At 37.2% G+C, this 25,691-nt stretch carries 24 protein-coding genes and 1 other annotated feature; of the genes, 3 read left to right on the top strand and 21 right to left on the bottom strand.

Going from position 1 to position 25,691, the window contains the following annotated elements; translation table 11 throughout:
- Positions 1 to 11: 11 nt before the first annotated feature.
- Positions 12 to 3,581, bottom strand: a complete 3,570-nt coding sequence (gene smc, locus J2R98_RS01935; RefSeq protein WP_307065577.1) for a chromosome segregation protein SMC — start codon at positions 3,579 to 3,581, stop codon at positions 12 to 14.
- Between the two features lie 160 nt (positions 3,582 to 3,741).
- Between smc and J2R98_RS01930 the strand changes: the two genes are divergently transcribed.
- The gene (locus J2R98_RS01930) at positions 3,742 to 3,966 is read left to right on the top strand and encodes a DUF1128 domain-containing protein (RefSeq protein WP_307065575.1); all 225 of its coding nucleotides are present in this window, start codon (positions 3,742 to 3,744) and stop codon (positions 3,964 to 3,966) included.
- Between the two features lie 55 nt (positions 3,967 to 4,021).
- Here J2R98_RS01930 and rnc read toward each other — a convergent pair whose 3' ends face one another.
- From rnc to sdaAB, 9 genes are all read right to left on the bottom strand, one after another.
- Positions 4,022 to 4,702 carry a ribonuclease III gene (gene rnc, locus J2R98_RS01925; protein WP_307065573.1) on the bottom strand — a complete coding sequence of 227 codons (681 nt, stop codon included), beginning with the start codon at positions 4,700 to 4,702 and terminating at the stop codon, positions 4,022 to 4,024.
- Between the two features lie 132 nt (positions 4,703 to 4,834).
- Positions 4,835 to 5,068, bottom strand: coding sequence for an acyl carrier protein (locus J2R98_RS01920; RefSeq protein WP_146814362.1), 234 nt, complete (start codon positions 5,066 to 5,068; stop codon positions 4,835 to 4,837).
- A gap of 35 nt (positions 5,069 to 5,103) precedes the next feature.
- Positions 5,104 to 5,844 carry a 3-oxoacyl-[acyl-carrier-protein] reductase gene (gene fabG / locus J2R98_RS01915; RefSeq protein ID WP_307065570.1) on the bottom strand — a complete coding sequence of 247 codons (741 nt, stop codon included), beginning with the start codon at positions 5,842 to 5,844 and terminating at the stop codon, positions 5,104 to 5,106.
- A complete protein-coding gene (fabD, locus tag J2R98_RS01910) occupies positions 5,844 to 6,788 on the bottom strand; it encodes an ACP S-malonyltransferase (RefSeq protein ID WP_307065569.1) in 945 nt (314 codons plus the stop codon). Before fabD ends, fabG begins: the two co-directional genes overlap by 1 nt.
- Complete coding sequence (gene plsX, locus J2R98_RS01905; protein ID WP_307065567.1) at positions 6,781 to 7,794, bottom strand: phosphate acyltransferase PlsX; 1,014 nt, start codon at positions 7,792 to 7,794, stop codon at positions 6,781 to 6,783. The genes fabD and plsX overlap by 8 nt, the downstream gene beginning before the upstream one ends.
- A gap of 14 nt (positions 7,795 to 7,808) precedes the next feature.
- Complete coding sequence (gene fapR / locus J2R98_RS01900) at positions 7,809 to 8,372, bottom strand: transcription factor FapR (protein WP_307065566.1); 564 nt, start codon at positions 8,370 to 8,372, stop codon at positions 7,809 to 7,811.
- A gap of 70 nt (positions 8,373 to 8,442) precedes the next feature.
- The gene (recG, locus tag J2R98_RS01895) at positions 8,443 to 10,479 is read right to left on the bottom strand and encodes an ATP-dependent DNA helicase RecG (protein ID WP_307065563.1); all 2,037 of its coding nucleotides are present in this window, start codon (positions 10,477 to 10,479) and stop codon (positions 8,443 to 8,445) included.
- A gap of 6 nt (positions 10,480 to 10,485) precedes the next feature.
- Positions 10,486 to 11,370 carry an L-serine ammonia-lyase, iron-sulfur-dependent, subunit alpha gene (gene sdaAA, locus J2R98_RS01890; RefSeq protein WP_307066897.1) on the bottom strand — a complete coding sequence of 295 codons (885 nt, stop codon included), beginning with the start codon at positions 11,368 to 11,370 and terminating at the stop codon, positions 10,486 to 10,488.
- Positions 11,371 to 11,392: 22 nt separating this feature from the next.
- On the bottom strand, positions 11,393 to 12,055 hold the full coding sequence (sdaAB, locus tag J2R98_RS01885) for an L-serine ammonia-lyase, iron-sulfur-dependent subunit beta (protein WP_307065561.1): 663 nt from the start codon (positions 12,053 to 12,055) through the stop codon (positions 11,393 to 11,395).
- Positions 12,056 to 12,239: 184 nt separating this feature from the next.
- On the opposite strand from sdaAB, the gene J2R98_RS01880 reads away from it, so the two are divergent.
- Complete coding sequence (locus J2R98_RS01880) at positions 12,240 to 13,502, top strand: NCS2 family permease (protein WP_307065559.1); 1,263 nt, start codon at positions 12,240 to 12,242, stop codon at positions 13,500 to 13,502.
- 43 nt (positions 13,503 to 13,545) lie between these two features.
- On the opposite strand, the gene J2R98_RS01875 is transcribed toward J2R98_RS01880, so the two are convergent.
- The 3 genes from J2R98_RS01875 to J2R98_RS01865 form a co-directional block, all read right to left on the bottom strand.
- Positions 13,546 to 14,745: an MFS transporter gene (locus tag J2R98_RS01875; protein WP_307065557.1), complete on the bottom strand. Its 1,200-nt coding sequence runs from the start codon at positions 14,743 to 14,745 to the stop codon at positions 13,546 to 13,548.
- A gap of 83 nt (positions 14,746 to 14,828) precedes the next feature.
- Positions 14,829 to 15,072: a binding site (T-box leader), on the bottom strand.
- Between the two features lie 757 nt (positions 15,073 to 15,829).
- Positions 15,830 to 17,494, bottom strand: a complete 1,665-nt coding sequence (locus tag J2R98_RS01870; RefSeq protein ID WP_307065554.1) for a DAK2 domain-containing protein — start codon at positions 17,492 to 17,494, stop codon at positions 15,830 to 15,832.
- Between the two features lie 31 nt (positions 17,495 to 17,525).
- Positions 17,526 to 17,885 (bottom strand): Asp23/Gls24 family envelope stress response protein, encoded by a 360-nt coding sequence (locus J2R98_RS01865; protein WP_307065552.1) that lies wholly within the window; start codon positions 17,883 to 17,885, stop codon positions 17,526 to 17,528.
- A 195-nt stretch (positions 17,886 to 18,080) separates the two neighbouring features.
- Between J2R98_RS01865 and rpmB the strand changes: the two genes are divergently transcribed.
- Entirely contained in the window at positions 18,081 to 18,269 is a 189-nt protein-coding gene (gene rpmB / locus J2R98_RS01860; protein WP_307065550.1) for a 50S ribosomal protein L28, read from the top strand.
- Between the two features lie 71 nt (positions 18,270 to 18,340).
- Here rpmB and spoVM read toward each other — a convergent pair whose 3' ends face one another.
- Genes spoVM through fmt form a run of 8 tightly spaced genes read right to left on the bottom strand, consistent with a single transcriptional unit; the run spans position 18,341 to position 25,680 of the window.
- Positions 18,341 to 18,421, bottom strand: a complete 81-nt coding sequence (gene spoVM, locus J2R98_RS01855) for a stage V sporulation protein SpoVM (RefSeq protein ID WP_146814619.1) — start codon at positions 18,419 to 18,421, stop codon at positions 18,341 to 18,343.
- 45 nt (positions 18,422 to 18,466) lie between these two features.
- Positions 18,467 to 19,090, bottom strand: coding sequence for a thiamine diphosphokinase (locus J2R98_RS01850; RefSeq protein ID WP_307065548.1), 624 nt, complete (start codon positions 19,088 to 19,090; stop codon positions 18,467 to 18,469).
- A gap of 26 nt (positions 19,091 to 19,116) precedes the next feature.
- Positions 19,117 to 19,776: a ribulose-phosphate 3-epimerase gene (rpe, locus tag J2R98_RS01845; protein ID WP_307065546.1), complete on the bottom strand. Its 660-nt coding sequence runs from the start codon at positions 19,774 to 19,776 to the stop codon at positions 19,117 to 19,119.
- Between the two features lie 3 nt (positions 19,777 to 19,779).
- Positions 19,780 to 20,661: a ribosome small subunit-dependent GTPase A gene (gene rsgA / locus J2R98_RS01840; RefSeq protein WP_307065544.1), complete on the bottom strand. Its 882-nt coding sequence runs from the start codon at positions 20,659 to 20,661 to the stop codon at positions 19,780 to 19,782.
- 3 nt (positions 20,662 to 20,664) lie between these two features.
- A complete protein-coding gene (pknB, locus tag J2R98_RS01835; RefSeq protein WP_307065542.1) occupies positions 20,665 to 22,620 on the bottom strand; it encodes a Stk1 family PASTA domain-containing Ser/Thr kinase in 1,956 nt (651 codons plus the stop codon).
- Entirely contained in the window at positions 22,611 to 23,363 is a 753-nt protein-coding gene (locus J2R98_RS01830; RefSeq protein ID WP_307065540.1) for a Stp1/IreP family PP2C-type Ser/Thr phosphatase, read from the bottom strand. The genes pknB and J2R98_RS01830 overlap by 10 nt, the downstream gene beginning before the upstream one ends.
- Positions 23,364 to 23,391: 28 nt before the next feature.
- A complete protein-coding gene (rsmB, locus tag J2R98_RS01825; RefSeq protein ID WP_307065538.1) occupies positions 23,392 to 24,735 on the bottom strand; it encodes a 16S rRNA (cytosine(967)-C(5))-methyltransferase RsmB in 1,344 nt (447 codons plus the stop codon).
- Positions 24,736 to 25,680 carry a methionyl-tRNA formyltransferase gene (gene fmt, locus J2R98_RS01820; RefSeq protein WP_307065536.1) on the bottom strand — a complete coding sequence of 315 codons (945 nt, stop codon included), beginning with the start codon at positions 25,678 to 25,680 and terminating at the stop codon, positions 24,736 to 24,738. It lies immediately after the preceding gene.
- Between the last annotated feature and the right edge of the window lie 11 nt (positions 25,681 to 25,691).

The raw sequence follows: 25,691 nt of genomic DNA, 5'->3' as shown, positions 1-25,691 counted from the left end.
AAATGCTTAACTTAATTGTATATCATTTCGTCTGTTTCTTCTAACTTAACTGATACCATTTTTGAAACGCCAGATTCTTGCATCGTTACACCATATAACACATCGGCATGTTCCATCGTACCTTTACGGTGAGTAATCACGATAAATTGTGTATGTGCAGAAAACTGTTTTAAATAGCCTGCAAAACGTACAACATTAGCTTCATCCAATGCTGCTTCTACTTCATCTAGCACACAGAATGGTACTGGTCGAACACGTAAAATAGCAAATAATAAGGCAATTGCCGTCAGTGCTCTTTCACCACCTGAAAGTAAACCTAATTGTTGTAGTTTCTTACCTGGTGGTTGAGCAATTATATCAACACCTGTTTCTAATAAATCATCAGGGTTTGTCAGTTTTAATTCGGCATGACCGCCACCGAATAGTTCTTTAAATACTTTCTCGAATTCTTCTTGGATTTTAAAGAACGTTTCACTGAATTTACGTATCATTTCTTCATCCATTTCATCGATAATCGAGTGAAGCGTCTCTTTTGCTTCTAATAGGTCATCACGTTGCTCTGTTAAGAAAGCATAACGTTCTTGTACACGCTCATACTCTTCGATTGACCCGAGATTAACATGACCTAATGCTTTAATTTGTTGTTTCGTTTGGGCGACTTGTTGCTTCGCTTGTTCAATGTCTGCTGCCGGGCCATGTACTTGCTTAGCACGCTCAAATGTCATTGAATACTCATCACTTAGTTGTTGGAGTCTGTTTTCTAAATCAACATCTAAACGATTCGCTTGCACTTCGTATTTTTGTAGTTGGCTACTTTTCTCTTCATACAGTCTATTTTTCTCTTTAATTTCACGTTCTAGATCTTCTTGAAGTTGCATTTCTTGTTCACGCTTTTCACGTGCTTCTTCTAGTTGGCTGTTAACTCTGACTAATTGATTGCGGTGATTTTGCAATGTTTCAGTTAGTCCTTCGACTGTATGTGAATTTTCATGAGATTCTTTTAAGTCTTTTAGTTCTTTTTCGATTTGTGTTTTCGTCTCAACTTCTTGATTTAAATCAGCTTTTAGTTGATTGACACGCTCTTCTTGGTTACGAACATCACTATCTTGTTCTGCTAAACGTATTTGTAAGTTATTTAACTGCTCTTGTTGTTCATCTTGTTCCGCTTTATAAGATGACTGATTTTCGGTTAAGTCATCAATTTTCTGTTTTAGTTCATTAGATTTATTACTTTGTTCTACTAACGTCGATTCTAGTGTAGTCAATTGCTGTTTTAAGTTTTGACGATCTTGGTCAAACTGCTGGTTTTCTTGATCATAGACTTCTAATTGCTTATTTATATTCGAAAGTTGGATTTCAGCACTTTGAAGCTTTTGGTTTACTTCTTGGAATGACGATTGGACTTGATTAAGCTCTTGCTCTTTGTCAGTAAGTTGTCCTTTAAGATGTTCAAACTGAGAACGTTTTTGTTTTAATTCTTCTTGAAATGTATCTGTTTTACTTTCGTAGTCCGTTAACTTTTCTTTCACTTCTTCTAACTCTTGTTCACGTGTAAATAAAGAAACTTGATTGCTATTTTTCTTAGCTCCACCACTCATGGAACCACCTGGGTTAACGACATCACCATCTAGCGTTACGATTCTGTAGCGATGGTTAATTTGTTTAGCAACCACGTTAGCTTCTTTCAATGATTGCGTCACAATTATATTACCGAGTAAATTCTCGGCAATCTCTCGATAAGACTCATCAAAGTTCACTAATTGTGATGCCACTCCAATAAAACCTTCAGCGTTTTGAATTGTCCTTTGTATGCGCTCATCTATAAGTCTAGATTTCATCGTTGATTGTGGTAATAATGTCGCTCGTCCACTTTTAGATTGCTTTAAGTATTGAATAGCATCTCTCGCATCTTTTTCCGTTGAGACGACAATATGTTGTGCTTGCGCTCCCAAAGCTGTTTCCATTGCTGTTACGTAATCCTGTGGTACTTGGATTAGTTGCGCAACCGCTCCGTGAACGCCATTTAATTGGTCACGCTCTTTAGCTTGTAAGATCGCTTTAACGCCATAATAAAAGCCGCTATATGACTCTTTCATATCTTCAAGCATTTCCTTCTTTGAGCGTAACTGTTCAATAATGCGGTAAGCTTGGTTTAACTTCTCTTCATCTGTATAGATTGTTTCTTGTTGATCATTTAATTCTGTTTCTAAACGTTCATAAGCTTGTTTAACATCTGTAAGTTGTTGTTCAAGCGCTTCCTTTTGTTGTTCATATTCACTGAACTCTGTTTGTAAGTCTTCACGATCTTGCAGCATTTGATCAAAACGTTCATCGAGACGCTTCTTACGTTCTTCAATTTGTTCGATTTGTTTTTCCACTGAATGCTTCTCATTACGACTAGCTGCCTGTTCATTAAGCAAATCAATATATTCAGCCTTATGCTGTTCGATTGTTTCCTCAATGTTGCCTTCACTAGAGGCTAACCTGTCTTTTAAAGCTTTAATTTGTTCTTTCGTTTCGTCACGTGATGACTGCATAACAGCAAGTCTTGCTTCATGGTCTTCAATATCAAGTTTGATTTGATCAACTTGGTCTGAATGGGTTTGAACGTTACTTTCAAGCTTATCTTTACTTTCATCAAAATGTTTTAACCGTTCAGCTAAAACATTCTTCTGCCCTTCTAACTGTTCAATTTCTTTCGTTAAATATAACTTTTCATCTTGCCATTTATTAATTTGTTTTTCTAAAGAATGAATAATCTCGCGTTTCTCTTCTAAATTTGCATCATCTTGCTGAATGACTGCTTTTTCAGCCGCTAATTGTTCTTTTAACTGCTCAATGGAAGTTAATAAATGATCCCAATCGGTATGAATAGCTTCAATTTCAGCAACTAAAAGCGAGACTTCCTCTTTTTCTAGCTGATCTCGTAAATCCAAATATTGTTTCGCTGTTTCGGCTTGTTTTTCTAGCGGTTCAAGTTGACCTTCGATTTCATGGATAATGTCTTCTACACGACTTAAATTATCTTGTGTTTCGCTTAGTTTCTTTTGTGCATTGACTTTACGTTTTTTATATTTTAAAACGCCAGCTGCTTCTTCAAAAATGCTACGACGCTCTTCTGACTTTGAAGATAGGATTTCTTCTACTTTACCTTGGCTTATAATAGAAAAAGCTTCCTTACCTAACCCCGAATCCATAAATAGGTCTGTAATATCTTTAAGCCGACAAGGTTGCTTGTTAATTAAGTAATCACTATCACCAGAACGATAGACCCGACGTGTGACAGCAACTTCATCGTATTCAATCGGGAGTTGGTGATCACGATTATCCAAAACTAACGTTACGTCTGCAACGTTTAACCCTTTACGTGTATCACTTCCGGAAAAAATAACATCTTCCATCTTCGCTCCACGTAATGACTTGGCTGATTGCTCACCTAATACCCATCGAATAGCATCGGTAATATTTGATTTTCCACTTCCGTTCGGACCAACCACTGCCGTTACGCCAGGTACAAAATCGACTGACACCCGTTCGGCAAATGATTTAAACCCGACAGTCTCTAACCTTTTTAGAAACATACCTTTTAACACCTACTTATAAATGCTACATTTTTAATTATGAACAGACGATGACAATAATCTTTTAATATGTAATAATGTACTTAACATTTCAACCTGTTTATTTTATCATAAATTAAGGGTTCACAGAAGGATGCAATACACGATTAGGAGGATATTCATGAACTTAAATGAGCCAAGTTATGAAAATTTGGAATATATCATCGAAGAATTAGCTAAACAATTACAAGTGTTAAACGCTTCTATTTTAAAACCAGAAGATTATGATTTAGACCATTATCATGATATTAAAGATATTTATGACATGTTAAATGCTCAAGGGCAAGTTAGTGTTGCGGAGATTAACGCAATTATTGCAGAGTTAAAAAAATATCGTAAACAATAAAAATGTGACCCCAGTTAGACGTCAAAAGTCTAGCTGGGGTTTTCTTTTCGTCCGCTTATTTAGTTAGCTTTGCTAAACCTTCTTTTGCTGCATCTTGCTCAGCTTCTTTTTTAGATCGTCCTCTTCCTGTACCTATTTTCTCCTCATTTAATGTTACTGCCGCTATAAATTCTCGATTATGATCTGGACCGATCTCGTCAACGATTTCGTACTCGACTGATTCACCGTCTTTTTGGACGTGTTCTTGAAGCTGGCTTTTATAATCCATCACATGCGAAAAAGCACCTGGTTCAACATCCGGAAAGATGTGTTCTTCTAGGAAATTCAAAGCTGTTTCAAACCCTCGATCTAAATAAATCGCACCCATCAGTGCTTCAAAAGCATCAGCTAAAATAGCAGGACGCTCACGACCGCCGGAAGCTTCTTCTCCTTTTCCTAAAAGTAAATAATCACTTAATTGTAATTCACGACTAAATTGTTCTAATGAAGGTTCACAGACTACATTTGCTCTAAATTTCGTTAACTCTCCTTCACTCATATCTGGATAAGCTCGAAACAAATGTTGAGACACAGTTAGTTCTAGAACTGCATCACCTAAAAACTCAAGTCGTTCATTATCTTTAAGTGAATCATCCTGATGCTCATTCACATATGATGTATGCATGAAAGCTTGCTTTAGTAATTCCTCATTATTAAATTGAATATTAAACTTCTGTTGAAAATGTTTACAGTCCATAATGTTCCACCTTCTCTATTAACTTGAGAACAACACTTTAACTTGTATGTAATTATACTTTGCTTATGTATCCATTTTTAAGCATTCAAAATAGAAAACGAGGATGACTACATTGTCATCCCCCTTTTAAAGTTACTGGATGCTGTTTATGTAATTTACAGCATCACCTACTGTATTAATTTTTTCTGCTTCTTCATCAGAAATTTCCATATCAAACTCATCTTCAAGTTCCATGACTAATTCAACAACATCTAATGAATCTGCTTCAAGGTCATCTTTGAAAGAAGCACTCTCTGTTACTTTTGATTCATCAACGTCTAAACGTTCCACGATAATGTTTTTTACACGATCAAATACGTCTGCCATGTTGTTCACCTCCCTTCAAAGCGTAATTAATTATATTACATTACCATTCCACCGTCCACATGAATCGTTTGTCCTGTCATATAGTTCGCATCGTCTGAGGCTAAAAAGCGCACAACTTTAGCGACATCTTCAGGGTCACCAAGACGGTCTAATGGTATTAAATCATACATTTGTTGTTTAGCTTCATCAGACAATTCATCAGTCATATCAGTGGCAATAAAGCCAGGAGCTACAGCATTAACATTCACATGACGTGCAGCTAACTCTTTAGCGACTGATTTCGTCATGCCAATCACACCCGATTTAGCAGCAACATAGTTAGCTTGTCCTGGGTTACCTGTTACACCAACAATTGAAGCGACGTTAACAATTTTACCAGAACGCTGCTTCATCATTTGACGCGTAACACCCTTAATACAATTAAATACACCTTTTAGATTAGTATCAATGACTTCATCAAATTCTTCTTCTTTCATACGCATAAGTAAATTATCACGCGTAATACCTGCATTGTTAACTAGAATGTCCAACGATCCGAAATGATCAACTGTTTGTTTAATTAAATCTTTCACTTCTTCAGCATTTGATACATTCGCTTGAACAGCAAAAGCATCTCGGCCTAACTGCTTGATTTCATCAACTACAGCTTCTGCTTTATCTTTACTTCCAGCATAGTTTACGACGACATCAGCACCTTGCTTTGCAAGTTCTATAGCAATCGCTTTACCAATACCACGCGAAGCACCTGTGACGAGTGCTGCTTTACCTTCTAACATTAAGATTCCTCCTTAGCCCATTGAATAAACTCATTTAATTGATCAACATCTTGTATATTAAATACTTTTGCACGGCGATGGACTTTTTTCACCAATCCTGATAATACTTTTCCGTGCCCGACTTCAACAAAAGCATCTACACCTTCATTGACCATATTTTCTAACGTTTTTGTAAACTGTACTGGTGAATAAAGTTGTTCTGTTAACAGTTGTTTAACTTCAATTGCATCTTGAACTGGATTTGCAGTGACGTTAGCATAAACAGGAACTTGTGCGTCATGAAGGTCAACTTCATTAAGTACTGTTTGAAACTGTTCGCTTGCCGGTTGCATTAATTGTGAATGAAAAGGGCCACTAACGTTTAATGGTAAAGCACGTTTTGCGCCGGCTTCTTTTAACTGCTCAACAGCTTGCTCTACGCCTTCAACAGTTCCAGAAATAACTGTTTGACCTGGACAGTTATAATTCGCGACATTAACTGTAGCGCCGTTATTCGTAATATCCTGGGTGATCTTTAAGATTGTTTCATCATCTAAACCTAGCACTGCAGCCATTGTACCTTGCCCTGACGGAACAGCCTTCTCCATCAACTTTCCACGCTCATGAACTGCCTTGATTGCATCTTCGAAAGATAAGGCACCTGCTGCATAAAGAGCACTATATTCACCTAAACTGTGTCCAGCTACCATCGCTGGTTCAATTCCTGCTTTCTTAATCTGCTCAAAAATAGCTACACTATTTAATAGTAAGGCAGGTTGTGCGTTTTCTGTTTTCGTCAGTTCCTCTTCTGGTCCATTTAACATGAGGTCAGTTAATGAATATCCTAGAACTTCATTTGCCTGTTCAAACCGCTCTCGTACTTCGCTTGTTTCATCATAAAAACTTTGACCCATTCCAACAGTTTGTGAACCTTGACCTGGAAAAAGAAAAGCAAATTTACTCATCATTGGACTCCTTCCCGCTCTCCATTGATTCGACATCTTTTTGAATTAAGTGAACAACATCTTTTTCGACTAAGTCATATGTTTGTTTAATCGCACTAAATATAGCGCGCCCATTTGAAGATCCATGCGCTTTAATCACGGGTGCAGCAAGACCAAACAAACCAGCACCTCCATATTCTGAGTAATCCAGTTGATTCTTGATGCCTTTAAGGTCTGATTTAACCATGGCAGCAGCCAATTTCGTTTTCATATTTTGTGTAAACGTATCTTTAATCATCGAAAACATTGATAAAGCTGTTCCTTCAATCGATTTCAACGCGATATTACCAGAGAAACCATCTGTAACAACAACATCAGCCACTCCATTTAGTAAGTCTCTTGCTTCTACATTACCGATGAAGTTAATCGGTGCATCTGACATAAGTTCAAAAGCTTTTTTCGTCAGTTCTGACCCTTTTTGGTCCTCAGTTCCGACATTTAATAAACCGACTTTAGGGTTTTGGACGTTACGTACATTCTCAACGTAAATGGAACCCATAATTGCATATTGTAATAAATGTTGTGGTTTTGCATCAACATTTGCTCCAACATCTAATAGTAAAAAGCCTTGTCCATCAATGGTTGGTAAAGTTGGGCTTAATGCTGGGCGTTCAATGCCTTTAATTCGTCCAACTTTAAATAGACCCGTACTCATTAAAGCCCCAGTATTACCTGCTGATATACAAGCATCAGCTTCGTTATTTTTAACAGCTTCAGCCATTAAGACCATTGAAGCATTTTTCTTTTTGCGAACAACGCGTACAGGCTCATCATCATTCTCAATCTTCTCTGTCGTGTGGTGAATTGTAATTCGTTCGTATGTATCACCTAATAAAGGTTTTATTTGTTCTTCATCACCAAAAAGTGTAATTGATAAATCGTTATAATGTTCTATAGCTTGTTTCGCACCTTCTACTACAGCTTCTGGTGCATGATCTCCACCCATTGCATCGATAGCAATCTTCATAAACATGACTCCTTTTATTGTTCAGTCGATCTAAACATATGGAATTTCCCATAAAAAACTAACTCTTGATCGACGTAACTTGATACTTCAACAATCGTTCTTCCTTTTTCGTCATCACCTTTAACGTAAGCTTTAGCAATGACACGTTCATGTAATTTAACTGGCCTTGTAAAACGTATTTCAGAATTAGCTGTTAATGCTAGTTCATCATCTATAACAGCAACGGCTAGTGAGTTAGCTTGTGCAAATAAATGGTGCCCTCTTGCAATTTGGTTACGTGAAAATACGTGCTCTTCACTAATATCCAGTAGTGAAATAGCTGACTGATCAAGCTCTAAATTAACAACCTCACCGATCACTTCATCAAGAGGTAAAGCTTTAACTGTTTCATCCCACTGCTTTTGTGCAACATCTTTGATACGTTCACGAAGCTCAGGTATTGATAGTTCTAAGCGATCGAGACGAATGGTTTGAATACTTACGCCAAACTTCTTGGCTAAGTCTTCATCTGTAATAAATGGTGTGTCTTCTATAAGTTTTATGAGTTCTTCTTGTCTTTCCTTCTTTTTTCTTTTCATGCGATCCACCATCCGTTTTATGACTAGGTCCTAATAGTAATATATAATACGTTGGCGTAAGATGCAATCATTAATCAAAAATTCGTTCTTGAATTAAAGGATCGGACTCTATAAGCTGTTTTAACTTACTATATTCATCGTCCAGCTCTAACTTACCTTCATTCATGACATTAACAGCATCTTGCCTTGCCACTTCTAGTGCTCTATAGTCTTCAACAATATCTGCGACTTTAAACTCGGGTAAGCCACTTTGTCTTTTTCCGAAAAAGTCCCCTGGTCCTCTAATTTGTAAATCATGTTCTGATAACTCAAATCCATCGGTTGTTTCTGTCATGACGCGCATACGTTCTTTTCCGTTTTCACTTTTTGGGTCGGCTAGTAAAATACAATAACTTTGTTCACTACCACGACCTACTCGCCCTCTTAATTGGTGTAGTTGAGCCAAGCCAAACCGTTCAGCATCATAGATCACCATCGTCGTTGCGTTTGGAACGTTTACACCTACTTCAATGACAGTAGTTGAAACGAGTAATTGTATTTCATTATTAGCAAATTGTCTCATTAATTCTTCTTTTTCTTGCGCTGATAAACGTCCATGCATAAGACCAACATTAATTGAAACAGGCATCGTTGCGTTTAATTGTTCAAACACATCGACTGCATTTTGAATATCTAATTGATCTGATTCTTCGATTAATGGGCAAATAACATAAGCTTGATGTCCCTTATTTATTTGATCCACTAAAAACTGATGAACGCGCTCAATCATATTTTCTTTAACCCAATACGTTTCGACTGGTAAACGTCCTTTAGGCATTTCATCAATTACAGATACATCCATATCACCGAAAGATGTAATAGATAAGGTTCGTGGGATTGGTGTAGCTGTCATAAACAACACATCAGGAGTTAATCCTTTATCTCTTAACGTTTTACGTTGATTGACGCCAAAGCGGTGTTGCTCGTCAATAACAACTAGTCCGAGTTGACTGAAAATCGTTTCCTCTTGAATTAATGCATGAGTGCCAACGAGTAAGTCAATTTCACCATTTTCAAGCCTTGTCAAAATCGCTTTACGCTTTTTACCTTTAATCGATCCTGTTAACAACTCAATGTTCAACTGCTCGCCTAACAAACCATTTAACGATTCAACATGTTGCTCAGCTAGAATTTCAGTAGGGACCATTAAAGCACCTTGCTGACCTGATAAAGCTGTAGCGTACAACGCGATTGCTGCAATAACGGTTTTACCTGAACCAACGTCACCTTGTAAGAGACGATTCATTCGATGCTCACCATTTAGATCATCTAATATTTCTTTTAACACTCGTTTCTGACTACCTGTTAGATCAAAAGGTAGTCGATTAACAAATTCCGTTAACACACTGTTGTCATACTGCTTTTGTGTTCCAACTGATTGTGCTTTATTTTCTCTTCTAATGTATTGCATTTTGAGTTGAAACAGAAACAGTTCTTCATAAATAAATCTTCTTTTTGCATGCTTTAAACTCGATTTTGAAGATGGTTGATGTAACTCTTTAACAGCTGTTTGCCTTTGTGGAATTTTGTAGTTATGTAGGTATTTCTCCGGCAATATCTCTTCAATTTCTTCTACAGAAGATTTCAAGGCATACTTAATTAGCTTCTTTAATTGAGCAACCGTTAAGTTACCCTTTGTATGGTAAACAGGCTCAATTGAACTGGCTTCTTCAAAGCTTTGACGATGGAATTTATGCACGGTTAATTGTAATCGGTGCATATCCCATTTCCCTGTTAGCGTGACAGTTTGTCCAACTTGTAACTGGTCTTTTAAGAAAGCTTGATTAAAAAATACTGCTTTAACTGCTACAACTCCTATTTGAATTGTGCACGATAATCGTGATTTTTTACGACCATAAAAAGATACATTCGGTTGTGAGACAACTTCCCCTTGAATCGTTGCCACTTCTTCATGACTTAATTCTTCTAACGGTTTTAATTCTAAGAAGTCATAACGAAAAGGAAAGTGGAAGAGTAAATCTCCCACTTTCGAAATATCTAGCAATGCTAGCTGTTCTTGAGTTTTTTCACCGACACTTGGTATTTGATTAACTGGTTCGTTAAACAATTTCGATCACTCGCTTCCCATGGCAGGTCCAAAAACTTTTTTAGCTAATTCTCTTCCTGTTGGTGTTGCTGCCAAACCACCTTCTGCTGTTTCCTTAAGAGCTGGCGACATGCTTTCACCAATTCTAAACATAGCTCCAATAACTTCGTCAGTAGGGATTGTACTCGTCACACCTGCTAAAGCTAAATCCGCTGAAACAATCGCTTGAGAAGACCCCATTGCGTTACGTTTTACACAAGGTACTTCAACTAACCCTGCAACAGGATCACACACTAATCCGAGCATATTTTTAAGCGTAATTGACATCGCCTCTGCTGACTGCTGTGGTGTGCCACCAGCCATTTCGACAGCTGCTGCACTTGCCATACCTGCCGCAGAACCAACTTCAGCTTGACAACCGCCTGCTGCACCTGAAATCGAAGCATTATTCGCGACGACTTGACCGAATGCACCTGAAGTGAATAAAAAGCGAATCATTTGGTCACGCGTTGGATTTAAGCGGGGCTTTAATCCAAATAACACACCTGGTACACACCCAGCACTGCCAGCTGTTGGTGTTGCACAAATCGTCCCCATCGCTGCGTTTACTTCATTAGTTGCAACCGCTTTACTAACAACATCTAATAAAAGATTACCAGATAACGTTTCTTGTTCAGCCATATATTTTTGAACTAATACAGCATCTCCACCTGTTAAGCCTGAGCGAGACTTTACACCTTCTAACCCATCTTCAACAGATTTCTCCATAATATCTAAGTTATGACCCATTTCAGCGAAAATCTCTTCTCTCGGCTTGCCACTCTCTTCTACTTCTTGCCTAATCATTACTTCTGAAATAGGAATATCTAATTTTTCTGCTTGCTCTACTAATTCACTAACGTGTTTAAACAACATTCACACTCACTCCTTCCCCTTACTCTGAGATTGTAACGACTTGCATGATATGATCACATTTATTCAATTCATCCATAATGCGGTCTGGAATTCTCTCGTCAGTTTCGATAATCATCATCGCATCTTTTCCTTCTTCTTTTCTAGCCACTTCCATATGACCAATGTTAATTTCATGCTCAGCTAGAACATTTGTTACAGAAGCAATCGCTCCAAATCGGTCATTATGCATAACGAGGATGGCTGGTGATTGACCTGTTAAACGTAATTCAAAACCGTTTAACTCTGTAATCTCAGCTTTACCACCACCGATTGAAATGCCGACTAGTTCAAAATCGCCTTGTTCATCACCCATCTGAATTCGTGCAGTATTAGGGTGATCTGATGATCCATCTTCTTCTATAAATTCTATATCTAAATTCGCTTCTTTAGCTAAGTTTAAAGCATCTTTAATTCTTTCATCATACGTGCTAAACCCTAATATTCCACCAACTAAAGCTACGTCTGTTCCGTGGCCTTGATAAGTTTTAGCAAAAGACCCATATAAATGAATTTTTGCCCAATCTGGCTGTCTGCCAAATAGTTCTCTAGCCATTTTCCCAATACGTGCAGCACCTGCTGTGTGAGAACTTGAAGGTCCAATCATTACTGGACCAATAATATCAAAAACGGATCTAAACTTCATAACGGACACGCTCCTTTGTCTCCTCTATCTACCTTTATTTTATCGTTAATTCGTTAAAATTCCAACACTTATTCCATTCATTTCAAGTTATTCTGTTGATAATCTCTCAGTTTCTGATTATAATATGCTTTGGGTTTTAAGAACTCGGGTGGGCGAGGGCTTTACAAACAAAGAAGGAGTACTCATGAAAAATTGGCCTAACAATCGTTGGTTAAACGAGGTCGTTGCCGGTTTAATCGGTTATTTAACAACGGTTTATATCGTCGTTGTTAACAGCGCCATTTTAAGTGATGCTGGAATTAATCGAGAAGATGCTATGATTGCAACCATACTAGCGAGTACGGTTGGTTGTATTTTAGTCGGTATTTGGGCTAAAGTACCGATTATAATTATACCTGGTATGGGGGTCAATGCGCTTTTCGCATACTCAATTGTTCAACAATATGATTTTACTTACGAACAAGGCTTAGGTGTCGTCGTCGTTGCCAGTTTAATATTTTTAGTAACGGCTATTACACCTTTGGGGGAAATGTTCAAAAAAGCGATTCCCGATGCGTTGAAACATGGTATCACAATCGGTTTAGGCTTATTCCTCGTATTAATCGGCTTAGAAAACGGTGGGTTAATTGTAAGTGGTGATTATTCCATAATTGCATTAGGAGATTTCTCTTCTCCTTATGTTGTCGTTAGCTTACTTTGCTTACTTGTCGGCGTTATTTTATTTGTCAAAAATGTTCCCGCAAACTTCTTATTTACGATGATTATCGGAACATTGATTGCTTATATGTTCGGCGTCTTAGACACAGAACCAACGACAATTACAGCTGATAGTATTGCTAACTTTATGGTTTTCCCTACTTTCGATCACATCCTCGGATTAACGTTTTGGATTGCTGTTTTACCACTAGCAATCGTGTTGATTTTTGAAAGTATGGGCTTACTACACGGCCAATTGGATATGCTAAACCGTCATGATGCTTTCCACAAAGCGAATAAGAGTAGTGCCGTTGCCGCAACATTTAGTGGTTTCTTCGGCACTTCACCGACAATACCTGCTGCTGAAACAGCTGCAGTAATCGCTGCGAAAGCCAAAACAGGACTGACGAGTATCGTCATTGGTATCATGTTTTTAGGAACGTTCTTTTTAATACCTTACATTTCATTAATACCAGCTAATGCGATTAGTCCGATCTTAATCATAGTCGGTGTACTAATGATGCAAAACATTAAGCATATTAAAGTAGACGATTTAACCGAAGCGTTCCCAACATTTTTAATTATGTTTATGATTCCATTTACGTACAGCATAGCGGATGGAATGGCCTTTGGCTTTATCGCATATCCAATTATTAAAATTGTAGCCGGTCGAAAAGACGAAGTAACACCACTCTTAATCATCATTTCTAGCTTGTTTTTACTCGAATTCTTAATTAAAGGCTTCATTTAAGTAATCCCTCTCTAGCATAATTCGCTAGGGAGGGATTTATTTTTTAGAGGTTAACAGTGTCATTAAACATCTGTTTTTGTGAAGATCGTAAGCTTATAGTTAATAAAAAAGTAGAAATTAAGAACATGATCAGAACACCTAAAATAACCGCACCTTTAATTGAATACAGTTGAGCAATCATCCCTAAAAGCATAGTTAGTAAAATGATGAGGGTTGCTTCAAACAACCCAAACACACTTCTCACCCTCCCCATAACTTCAATTGGTATATTATTTTGATAAAAAGTGAGAAAGCCTGTATTTGCAAATGCAATAAAAAATGCCAAAAAGAAAAACCCAAACGCTGCAACAATAAAAATCTCAGAGAAAGCGTATATGACATAGCCCATTGAAACAAATACAGTACCAAAACCAATTAAAACAAAAGTCTTCAAATGATTAACAACTAATGAATTTATAATTGCTCCTATTACAATACCTGCACCAGCTATAGATACTAAAAAACCATACTCACTGTCTGTCAACAGTAAAACTTCCTTTGCAAATGCTGCTTCAAGAGAGTCAATTGCACTAGCCATTATGATCATAACAAAGCTAAATAAAAAATATACAACCATTACTTGAGTGTGCAAACGTGAATATTGTATAACTTGTGCTAGATCGTTTTTGACTAATTGTATAGATAAATCGCCAAGTTTAAGCGAATGCAAATTATCCTTTTCTAAATTAGGCATGAAGCTAGTTATGATTGCAGAGATTAACAAGGCAATTGAATTAATATAAATAGCAATATACGGTGAACCAACAAAAAATAATACACCTGCAATAGCAGGACCAATTAAAAATGCTCCAGATGTAACTAAACTCAACAAAGAATTAAATCGCTTCCTTTCCTTATACGGAATCAATTTTGTTACATATGACATCGATGTTGGTTCGAATATTGCGCTAGCCATATTAATTAAAAACACAAATAAATAAATTAAACCTATTGATGTTATAAATGGTAATATAAAAATGATGGTTGCTCTAAATACATCCAGAATGATCATCAAATACTTTTTATTTAGCCGATCAATAAAAGAGCCAGCCCAAATATTAGTACACAATGTAGCTAACGGTTTTATGATATAAAGTATTGATACCGCCAAAGGAGAGCCTGTCATTTCTAACACAATTAAATTGAGAGCTATAAAATATACCCACTCACCAACACTTGAGGTGCCGATTCCGAACAATAACATAATAGAATACTTTCAAGAAACCAATCTCTTCATCATCTAATCCCCTCCTCATTAAAAATACAAAAAGCCCCCAAGACCTTAGCCTTGAGGGCAGGAATATCAAATCCACGGTGCCACCTCATTTTGATTATATGTCGCCATATAACCCTTTGAAGTACAATATAATACTCGCGCTCTATAACAGGAGCACCTGTCACACTATCATTTTACCATTCCAGCATGATGCTCAGAGACTTGTTTCAACGTAATTTTCATACTCTTTCTCAGCATATAAGAGCTCTCTGTCATGATTGAATCCCGTTTACTTCTTCTCATCACCGCATATTTTAATATAAAATTTCATTTATATTATCATGAACAGGAAAAAATTACAATGGATTGTTTTTCAAAAGATTCTAAGTCAAACCTTGGGGTGCCTGTTAAGGGCACCTCTTACTTATGCCATGTGTGTTTGTATATGTAGGAACAAGGATAACAAATAAAGAGTTAGCGTGTTTTTGTATTCTTGGTTAAAGCACAAAGTTGGTGTCTAGTGAGAGCAAAGGTGGCGATGCCAGGTCGGCTAAAGGTGGTCACGTCCTGTGACCAACGCCGACATTAGACCGTCCGGGTCGTCACGGGAACAGCACGAGTCTCGAGGCCCCCAGAGGCGCACAGGATGTGGGGCACTTCGGCGTTCGGACAGGACGTCCGGTAGTTAGCCGAAGTTCCTTTGTCTGCCGAGAGACGCACCTGCGTCTTCTAGCAATGCTTTGAAGCAGGCTTCCTCGGTGCAAGTTTCAAAGATGCAATTTCGATGAAGTTACCTGGTTCGAGCCGTGCCCCTGCATAGAAAACACCGTGATAAACGACCGTAAGGGAGTTTGAGCGGATGTTGCACTTGTACCCTGTGGGTGCAAGCGTCCACCGAAAGCGGATCACCTGATACCAACGAACAAAGTAAAAGACACCTACCTTTTACGTGAAAATTTTGAAATATGTCGCTATCCCTACAAATATTATAGAGCAATTATTTTAGAGCCTTATTTAAACATAAAAAGAGCCCAATTTCTTGGGCTCTTTTGAATGCATATAATTTATAATATTACTCCACAGAAAAGATATAAGAATAAATCGGTTGGTTCCCTTGGTGCACTTCTACTTCAATTTCTTCAAAATGCTCTTCAATATATTTTTCGATTAACTCTACTTCTTCGTCAGTTCCTTCTTCACCTTGTAAAATAGTTACAATTTCATCTTCTTCATCATCAACAAGGTTGTTTAACAATTCGTAGATTGCTTCCATCTTATCACGGTTTACAGCTTGGATGGAGCCATCTAAAATACCCATGAAATTACCTTCTTGAATTTCACGACCGTCAATTTGTGTATCTCGAACGGCATACGTAATCTGACCAGTTTTAACAAACTGCATCGATTCAGTCATCGCTTCCTGATTATCTTCAAGAGAGGCTTCAAAATTCAGTGCTAACATCGCACTCATACCTTGAGGTACAGTTTTCGTTGGCACAACTTTAACATTAGCATCTGCTAATTCTTCAGCTTGTTCTGCAGCCATCACAATGTTTTTGTTGTTTGGTAAGACTAACACATGATCAGCATTTGCTTTATTCACTGCTTCAACAATATCCTGAGTACTTGGATTCATGGTTTGTCCACCTTCAATCACAACTGTTGCACCTAGGCTTTCAAACATTTCTTTAATGCCGTCACCCATACCAACTGTTACAACAGCTAAAGGTTGACGTTTCGCAGGAGCTTCTTCTTTTGATTGTTCTCCGACAATTGATGTATGTTGTTCGCGCATGTTTTCAATCTTAATATTAATCAAGCTTCCGTACTTTTGTCCAAGTGTCATAGCTTCACCAGGATATTCAGCATGAATGTGTACTTTCACAACTTCATCGTCAGCTACTACTAAAAGCGAATCACCATGATGGCTTAACTCTTCACGGTATCCTTCTTCATCAAATGGATTGTCTTTTAATTTATCTTCTTCAAATTTCACCATAAATTCAGTACAGTATCCAAATTCAATATCTTCTGTTTGCATGAAATCTTGGTGCATTTTATGGTGTTCAGCACTTACTAATTCATCAAGTGAAGGAGCAGAACTCGTTTCTGGTACTTCTTCACCTTTTAATGACGCTAAGAACCCTTCATACACTGTCACAAGACCTTGTCCACCACTATCTACTACACCTACTTCTTTAAGTACTGGAAGTAAATCTGGCGTACGTTCTAATGAAGCTTTTGATTCTTCAAGCACTTGTTCAAAAAACTCTACAAGGTCTTCAGTTGAATCAGCTACTTCTACAGCCTTATTAGCAGCATCTTTCGCAACTGTTAATACAGTACCTTCCACTGGTTTCATTACCGCTTTATAAGCAGTTTCAACACCAGCTTGCAAAGCTTCTGCTAAGTCATTTGTCGTTATAGTTTCATTTTCTTTAACACTTTTAGAAAAGCCACGGAACAATTGAGAAAGGATCACACCTGAGTTACCTCTTGCTCCCATTAATAACCCTTTAGCTAAAGCATTAGCCACTTGGCCTATATGGTTATTAGTTACTTTTTCAACTTCAGATGCACCTGAAGTCATCGTTAAATTCATATTTGTTCCAGTATCACCATCTGGTACTGGAAAAACGTTTAAGGAATCAATCATTTGTGACTGATTAGATAGATGATTAGCACCTAGTAAAATCATCTGTGCGAATTTCTCACCATTCAAAGTATGATTAGACACACTATTTTCCTCCTTCATCCACAACAATCCTCTATGTAGTTACGCGCACACCGTGAATATAAATATTAACAGACACAACATCTAAACCAACCATACGCTTAAGTGCATACTTCACTTGGTTTTGTACGTTGTGAGCTACTTCAGATACTTTCGTTCCGTAACTGACGATAATATACATATCAATATTTAAATCACGATCTTCTTGTCTGACTACAACACCTTTTGTGAAATTTTCTTTACCAAGAATTTCAGACAAGCCATCTTTAAACTGTTTTTTCGAAGCCATACCAACTATACCATAGCATTCCATAGCTGCGCCACCAGCAATTGTAGAAATAACTTCCGTGGAAACTGTTACCTGACCATAATTGTTTTGAAATTCAACTGACATATCCATCCTCCTTGATTCGTGACCATGACTATGGCTATTTTACTACAACATAACACATTTTAAAAGCGTATTCACAAGAGAACAACGTGTCAAGTGTAAAAACTTGATAAACTAGTCATTCAATCGTTGAAATACACGTAACCATATGATAAAGTAGAAAAGTGATTAAAAGAGATGATGCAGGAGGGATTTTATATGGCTCGTAAATGCCAAGTGACAGGACGCAAAACGTCAACTGGTAACCATCGTTCACACGCGATGAATGCCAACAAACGTCAATGGAAATCAAACGTACAAAAAGTACGTATTATGGTAGACGGTAAACCGAAGAAAGTTTATGTTTCTGCACGTGCTTTAAAATCTGGTAAAGTACAACGCGTATAATGAGATCAGAACACGTAAAAAGGGCTGAAGCTTAAGAGATTAATTCCTTTAAGCCAGCCCTTTTTTACGTTCTAATCCTTCTTAATGAGTCCCATCATTGATCTGACGATACCTCCTAAAAATCTAGGAAGCTTAATCGTATAAAATTTCATCTTCCCCCTCCTATACCAACACGATTACAAATATTAAACTATAAATTAATCACGGCTCTTTACAATTATTAATATGCCTTCAGTGAAAAAATAAGTACCTATTTTTTCTTTCCATTCATTTGAAACTGTTAAAGAACTACCACTTTTAACGTTTGCGCCGTCTAATTCATATAAAAAACCTTTTAAATTTAAGTTCATAACCGTGTCGCTAATTGGGAGAAATGATACATATTGAAACCGTTCATCGCGCTTTAGTTCGTATTGACCAGGCGTTTTTAACGTTAGTTCATTTTGCACATTACAAATCCATGCCTCAATTCCTGCGTCATTAAATTTTTTTAATAACATAATATTCACTAATTCGTGATCTTTGCGTCCACCTGTAGCACCAAATAAATAGACGCGATCAGGTTTTTGGTTCATGACATAATTAATTGCAAGCTCTAAATCTGTATCATCTTTGTCAACAGGATGTACTTCCACTTCATTAGAATACGTTTTAATTTGGGAGAATTCAGTCGTACTAACGGAATCAAAATCTCCAATCGCTAAATCAATGTGGCCAACATTTTGACTCAATAAATAAGCTCCATAATCTACACCGATCCAATGGTTAATCTCATCATAATGATTTAAAGGCGGCAAGTCCGATTTAGGACCTCCCGCCACAATGCCAAACACCTTCATTCTATCACCTACACTGACTGTTCATAACTAGCTTTTATAGCTTGCACTGCAGCTGGACGGTCTTCTTGATTAAAGATCGCACTGCCAGCAACTAACACTTCAGCACCAGCATCAACACAAGCTTTAGCTGTCTCAGCTTTCACACCGCCATCAACTTCGATTTCAAAGTCATAGCCATACTGCTTTTTAAGTTCTGATAATTGTTCAATTTTTGATAAAGTTGAATCAATAAATGACTGACCACCAAATCCGGGATTAACAGTCATAACTAAGACAAGGTCAACATCTTGTAGGATCGGTTCAATCATAGATACCGGTGTTGCTGGATTGATAACGACACCAGGCTTAACACCTTCGTTACTAATTTGTTGAATGACACGGTGTAAATGCGGACAAGCCTCAACATGAACCGAAATGATATCTGCTCCAGCTTTAGCAAACTGAGGGACATAATCTTCAGGGTTCTCAATCATTAAATGAACATCTAATGGTAGATTAGTAACAGGACGGACCGCTTCTACAATCAATGGTCCAATTGTAATATTTGGAACGAAATGACCGTCCATAACATCGACATGAATATAGTCGACATCATTTTCAACTGATTTGATCTCCGTTGCTAAATTTGAGAAGTTTGCTGATAATATCGATGGTGCAATCTTTACCATAACCTAATACCTCGGCTTTCTATTTTTAATTTCTTCATAAAATTGTTTGTAATGTTCATATCTAAATCGTTTAATCTCTCCACTGTCTACTGCTTGTTTAACAGCACACTTCGGTTCGTTCATATGGTAGCATCCTCTGAATTTACAATGGTCTTCATAATCTATGAACTCTCGAAATGACCTTCTAATATCCTCTAATTGAAGTTCATCAAAGTCTAGAGCACTAAAACCAGGTGTATCAGCAACATACCCATTTGCAATAGGATATAGCTCCACATGGCGGGTCGTATGTTTTCCTCGACCCAAACTTTTAGATATGTCACCTGTTTCAATGTTTAACGTTTCATCTAGTTGATTGAGAATCGTTGATTTACCAACACCCGATTGACCTGCAATTACAGAAATCTTATCCGCCAAGTATGGCTCTAGTTGATCATTTAAATCATCCATCTCACTTGAAACTTTAACAACATCATAGCCAATTGCTTCATAGTATTTTATGAAAAAATCAATCTCTGACTCATGCTGTGAATCAATCAAATCTTCCTTACTAAAAACAATTAGAGCATCTAGACCTTTATTTTCAACAAGGACTAAAAATCGATCGAGCAGTAGTGGATTAAAATCTGGTTCGATCATCGAAGTAACAATAATCGCCTGGTCAACATTAGAAACGGGTGGTCTAATCAATTCGCTTTCTCGTTCGTATACCGTCTGAATTGTTCCTGTATAATTCTCTTGTACAGATATTTCAACTTCATCTCCAACTAAAGGAGTGATCTTTTGATTCCTAAAGACTCCTCTCCCTTTACAACGATATATATCCTGGTCAATTAATACATCATAAAACCCGCTTAATGCTTTAACTATTTTTCCTTTTGGCATTCATTAATTCTCTCCTGGCTCATAAGGAATGGCTTCTTCATAATAAAGTGTACCCTCTTTCGTAGCACGAACTTCACCTGTTTCGTCAGGTTCGATCGTTAGTTCAACTGTATAGGTTGTATCTTCATAAATGACATCTTCTTCAAATACATCATTAATACTATGGTCTTGATCTTCTATAAAGATTTGTACTTCTTGTCCGACTGGTTCTTCATCCTCATCATTTTCAGAATTAACCTCTTCGTCATAAGTAACTGTAAACGATACTTGTTCTGTAATTGGTTGTGGTTCAGCGCCTTTAGAAACATAAACTTTAAACTCATCACCACGTTCTAATTCAGAATTTTGACTAGGTTCTTGTCTAGTTATTCGCCCCTCTGAAATATCATCAGAGTGTTCTTCTTCTATTTCTAGCATTAACTCATTCTCCTGAGCAAAATTTTGAACTCGCTCTAAAGTATCATCTCTAAATCGAGGCAACGATATACTTGGTGGCCCTTGGCTCACTTCAAAAATGATACGTGTGTCTTCAGGAATAATTTCGTCACCTGGTTCAGGTTGAATTTGGTTAATAATTTCACCTTCAGGACGCTCATCTTCCATTCTAATTTCACGAATTTGTCCATAACCACGAGACTCAAGTAGTCTTCTTGTTTCATTAAAGTCTTGACCGACATAATCATCGAACTCTATTTTCTCTTGACCTAAGCTTGTGTATAAAGCAACCGTGGATCCTTCTTTTACTGACGTACCACTTCTAGGACTCGTTCGAATGACATAACCTTCTTCTACTTCATCGTTAAAAACAGATTCGCGTTCAACATTTAGGTCTAAATTCGATAGTTCGATTAATGCCTCTTCATAAGTATAACCTTCAAGCTCAGGAATTGTGACATCTTCTGGCATAAACAACCCTGGCAATACAAATAATGCAATAATAAAAGCCGCAATTAATATTCCAACTATTGAAGATACCCAAGCAATCCATTTTTTGGACTTCTTTTTCTCGTTTTGTTGAGTTGGTACGATTGTTTCGTCGTTGTTACTATTATTGGTTGTATTCGGTTGGATTGCTGGAATTACTTTTGTATCTTCCCCTTCTTCTTCAGGTGGAATATAGCGTTCTTCATTTAACCTTGACTGGTCAAAAACGGTTTCTAAACTTTTTCTAAACTCTTCAATCTTTGCGTATCGATGAAGAGGGTTCTTCACTGTTGCTTTTAACACTACATTTTCCAGACTTTGTGGAATCTCAGGGTTAAAACTTCTAACAAATGGTGGTTCTGTTTGCATATGTTTTAATGCTATAGAAACAGCAGATTCACCTGAGAATGGTAAGCGACCAGTTAATAGTTCATATAAAACAATTCCTAAAGAATAAATATCGGATTTACGTGACGCCGTTCCACCTCGTGCCTGTTCAGGGGATAAGTAATGAACAGAACCCATTACGTCATTCGTTTTTGTTAACGAAGTGGAACTCAGTGCCCTTGCAATACCGAAGTCTGTAATTTTTACATTGCCACGATGATCCATTAATATGTTTTGAGGCTTAATGTCTCGGTGAATAATACCATTATCGTGAGCGTGTTTTACCGCTTCAGATAATTGAATCATAATTCGTACTGCTTCATGCATCGAAACTGTACCTTTATGTTGGATGTATTCTTTTAACGTCATACCATCAACATATTCCATTACCATATAATGAAGGTCATCTTCTTGACCGACATCAAATATGTTAACGATATGGTCATTTGAAAGACTTATAGCCGCTTCTGCCTCACGATTAAACCTCTCAATAAACTCTTCATGGTCGGAGTACTCTAGCTTTAATAGTTTTATTGCTACTTCTCGACCTAGAATTAAATCTTCACCTAAATATACATTGGCCATGCCGCCTCCACCAATGTATTGGACAACTTTATAACGATCATTCAAAATTTTACCTATGTCCATGTTTGATCACCCGATTCTAAGCTAATCAATGCAACAGTAATATTATCTTCACCGCCACGTTGATTTGCCTCCTCTAATAATTGATCAACCTTCTCTTCATTAGACATAGAACGATTAACAATATGTAATATGTCTTCATCCGGCAGTTTATTTGTTAATCCATCTGTACATAACAAACAGTAGGAATTATTTTGCCATTCATAAGATAACGTGTCGACGTTAACTTCTTCCTCAGTACCTAAAGCACGGGTTAACACATTCTTTCTCGGATGTGATTCTGCTTCTTCTTTTGTAATGTGACCTTGTAAGACGAGTTCATTTACGAAAGAGTGGTCAATCGTTTTTTGTTCAATTGTTTCTTCTGTCACATGGTATAGGCGGCTATCACCGATATGAGCAACAACAACCTCATGATTAAGTACTGTTGCAGCAATAAGCGTTGTACCCATACCTCTACATTCCTCATTGTTTTGCGCATGATCTTTAAGAACATCATTGACTTCTTTAACGACCGTCTCTAACCATACTTCTAATTCTTTAACATCTGAAAATAGCCTAGTGCTTTCCCAGTAACCTTTCATCTGCTCTACCGCTAGTCGACTAGCTACGTCACCTGCTTGATGCCCCCCCATACCATCTGCGACAACGGCTAACAACTGTTCGTCTTCGTTAAAAAACACACCGCCAAAATCTTCATTGGCTTCACGAATTTTCCCCTTATCTGTCTTAAATACAGCATGCATCCTCTCATGCACCTCACTTATATAAAAATTACTTAATAACTAAACGAGTAATAAAGAATCCATCTGCCTTAAAATTATGCGGGAATATTTGAATCCCATATTCAGATTTCCCCTCTAAATGCTGACAAGATTCTGGTAACTCGTCAAAAAAGGTTGGGTCAACTTCTAAGTTAGAATAATCTTTTAATAGTTGAATAATTTGTTCTTCATTTTCATGACGATCTACGGTGCATGTACTATATACTAGTTTACCATTTTCTTTTAATAAAGGAAGAACTGACCTTAATAAATCGTGTTGAATATTGGCTAATTGTTTGATGTTATCTTCCTGTTTACTATATTTTATATCAGGTTTACTTCTTAACACACCTAATCCAGAACATGGCGCATCTAACAATATACGATCAAACGTTCCTTCCTCATGTAAATCAGATAAACGACGACTATCATAAGCTTTTACTTCAATATTCGTTAAATCTAAATCATGTGCCTTTTCTTTAACGAGATTAACTTTAGACTGATGAAGGTCATAGGCATAAATATCACCCTTCGATTCCATTTTTTCAGCAATATGTGTCGCCTTACCACCTGGAGCACTACATGCATCTAACACAGTCATATTTGGCTTTGCATCAATCATTTCTGATACTAACATTGAAGTCTCATCTTGGATCGTTAAAGCGTGTGGAAACAATTCGCTTTTTAAAATATTTCCTTCAACAATATTTAAACCTTGTTGGGATAGTGTTGATTTCTCTACCTTAATGTCTTCAGCTTCTAGTTTTTCAATTGCTTCGTCAATTGATAATTTCTCTGGCTGAATTCGAACGGATACTTTTTTCGACTCAATATTTGACTCACACATCTTCTTAGTTACATGAAAGCCATACTGATCTACCCAACGTGATACCAACCAATATGGATGACTCGTTTCTATAGCTACACGCTCAACTTTGTCTTCAATTGTATCAAATGATGGGACGCCTTTTCGTTGGACATTTCTTAAAACACCATTAACAAAACCGCTAATTCCTTTATGCCCTTTTTGCTTCGCGATCGTCACCGCTTCATTAATGACAGCATGATCTGGTACACGCTCTAAATAGACCATTTGATAGACAGACATTCTAAGTAACGTTCTTACCCAATGATCCATCTTCTTTTTACCGACAAATGGAGTTAAATAAAAATCAAGCGTTAATTGGCGTTGTAATGTACCATATACTATCTCTGTGAATAATCCTTTATCTTCTTGTTTCACTTCATGTTTTGAGATTGCTTGATTTATTAAAATATGACTAAACCCACCACTTTGACTGACTCGTTGTAATAAGTTTAGTGCCACTTCTCTAACTGTTTGTTGTTTAGCCATTTAATCACCTAGTTTCTCGCCGACTTCAAAGTAATCCTTAGATCCTCTTAGAAAATCGACTGTTTTCATACGCTTTTTGCCAGCTGGTTGAAGTTCTGTTATGTTAATCAGTTTTTGATCACCAGTTGCCACTAAAATTCCTACTTGTTCATCTATTGTCACAATCGTCCCTGGAGTTTGATCAATCGTTTGATTAACTTTTTCACCCCACCATAGTTTTACCGTTTGACCTTGATACGTTGTAAACGCAACCGGCCAAGGGTGCAAACCTCTAATGTGATTATAAATTTCTTGTTGGGAATTGTTCCAATCAATTCGTTCTTGCTCACGCTTAATGTTATAAGCGAAAGTTGCTTCATCATGATTTTGTTCTTCTGCTTCGATCTTTCCAGCAAACAGTTTCGGCAAGGTGTCTACTAATAGATTAGCCCCTACTTCAGACAATTTATCATGTAAAGTGCCGACGTGGTCGTCTTCTTCGATTTTTACTTGATCCTTTGAAATCATTGCTCCAGCATCTAGTGCTTCAACCATATACATAATAGTGACACCTGTTTCATCATGACCTTCTAAAATCGAATAATGAATCGGTGCTCCACCTCTTAATTTCGGTAACAGTGAAGCATGGACATTTATACAACCAAAAGGAGGCTCTTCAAGTATTTCTTTCGGTAAAATTTGTCCGTAAGCAGCTGTTACAATAAGATCTGGCTTGTAATCGAGTATGTTTCTATAGTCATGTCTAATCTTTTCAGGCTGCAACACTGGAATATCATGTTTAAGCGCACATTCTTTTACGGGTGATGGTTTTAAAACTTTCTTACGACCTTTAGGGCGATCTGGTTGTGTGACGACAGCTACAACCTCATAATCTTGTTCTATAATTCTTTCTAAAACAGGAACGCTAAAGTCAGGAGTTCCCATAAATACAATTCGTTTTGCCATATAATACCCCT

Source organism: Alkalibacillus filiformis, assembly GCF_030814115.1.
Classification (GTDB): domain Bacteria; phylum Bacillota; class Bacilli; order Bacillales; family Alkalibacillaceae; genus Alkalibacillus; species Alkalibacillus filiformis.
The sequence above is the reverse complement of the archived record's forward strand: the minus strand, read 5'-3'. Positions and strand labels throughout refer to the sequence as shown.

What these genes read in the sequence shown, in the direction of transcription:
- fapR (WP_307065566.1), bottom strand. Translation starts at nt 8,372, where the DNA reads ATGAAAAGAAAAAAGAAGGAAAGACAAGAAGAACTCATAAAACTTATA.
- J2R98_RS01920 (WP_146814362.1), bottom strand. Translation starts at nt 5,068, where the DNA reads ATGGCAGACGTATTTGATCGTGTAAAAAACATTATCGTGGAACGTTTA.
- spoVM (WP_146814619.1), bottom strand. Translation starts at nt 18,421, where the DNA reads ATGAAATTTTATACGATTAAGCTTCCTAGATTTTTAGGAGGTATCGTC.
- J2R98_RS01880 (WP_307065559.1), top strand. Translation starts at nt 12,240, where the DNA reads ATGAAAAATTGGCCTAACAATCGTTGGTTAAACGAGGTCGTTGCCGGT.
- fabG (WP_307065570.1), bottom strand. Translation starts at nt 5,844, where the DNA reads ATGTTAGAAGGTAAAGCAGCACTCGTCACAGGTGCTTCGCGTGGTATT.
- fmt (WP_307065536.1), bottom strand. Translation starts at nt 25,680, where the DNA reads ATGGCAAAACGAATTGTATTTATGGGAACTCCTGACTTTAGCGTTCCT.
- J2R98_RS01930 (WP_307065575.1), top strand. Translation starts at nt 3,742, where the DNA reads ATGAACTTAAATGAGCCAAGTTATGAAAATTTGGAATATATCATCGAA.
- J2R98_RS01875 (WP_307065557.1), bottom strand. Translation starts at nt 14,745, where the DNA reads ATGTTATTGTTCGGAATCGGCACCTCAAGTGTTGGTGAGTGGGTATAT.
- sdaAB (WP_307065561.1), bottom strand. Translation starts at nt 12,055, where the DNA reads ATGAAGTTTAGATCCGTTTTTGATATTATTGGTCCAGTAATGATTGGA.
- J2R98_RS01865 (WP_307065552.1), bottom strand. Translation starts at nt 17,885, where the DNA reads ATGTCAGTTGAATTTCAAAACAATTATGGTCAGGTAACAGTTTCCACG.
- smc (WP_307065577.1), bottom strand. Translation starts at nt 3,581, where the DNA reads ATGTTTCTAAAAAGGTTAGAGACTGTCGGGTTTAAATCATTTGCCGAA.
- rnc (WP_307065573.1), bottom strand. Translation starts at nt 4,702, where the DNA reads ATGGACTGTAAACATTTTCAACAGAAGTTTAATATTCAATTTAATAAT.
- J2R98_RS01830 (WP_307065540.1), bottom strand. Translation starts at nt 23,363, where the DNA reads ATGCATGCTGTATTTAAGACAGATAAGGGGAAAATTCGTGAAGCCAAT.
- rsmB (WP_307065538.1), bottom strand. Translation starts at nt 24,735, where the DNA reads ATGGCTAAACAACAAACAGTTAGAGAAGTGGCACTAAACTTATTACAA.
- fabD (WP_307065569.1), bottom strand. Translation starts at nt 6,788, where the DNA reads ATGAGTAAATTTGCTTTTCTTTTTCCAGGTCAAGGTTCACAAACTGTT.
- plsX (WP_307065567.1), bottom strand. Translation starts at nt 7,794, where the DNA reads ATGAAGATTGCTATCGATGCAATGGGTGGAGATCATGCACCAGAAGCT.
- pknB (WP_307065542.1), bottom strand. Translation starts at nt 22,620, where the DNA reads ATGGACATAGGTAAAATTTTGAATGATCGTTATAAAGTTGTCCAATAC.
- rsgA (WP_307065544.1), bottom strand. Translation starts at nt 20,661, where the DNA reads ATGCCAAAAGGAAAAATAGTTAAAGCATTAAGCGGGTTTTATGATGTA.
- rpe (WP_307065546.1), bottom strand. Translation starts at nt 19,776, where the DNA reads ATGGTAAAGATTGCACCATCGATATTATCAGCAAACTTCTCAAATTTA.
- rpmB (WP_307065550.1), top strand. Translation starts at nt 18,081, where the DNA reads ATGGCTCGTAAATGCCAAGTGACAGGACGCAAAACGTCAACTGGTAAC.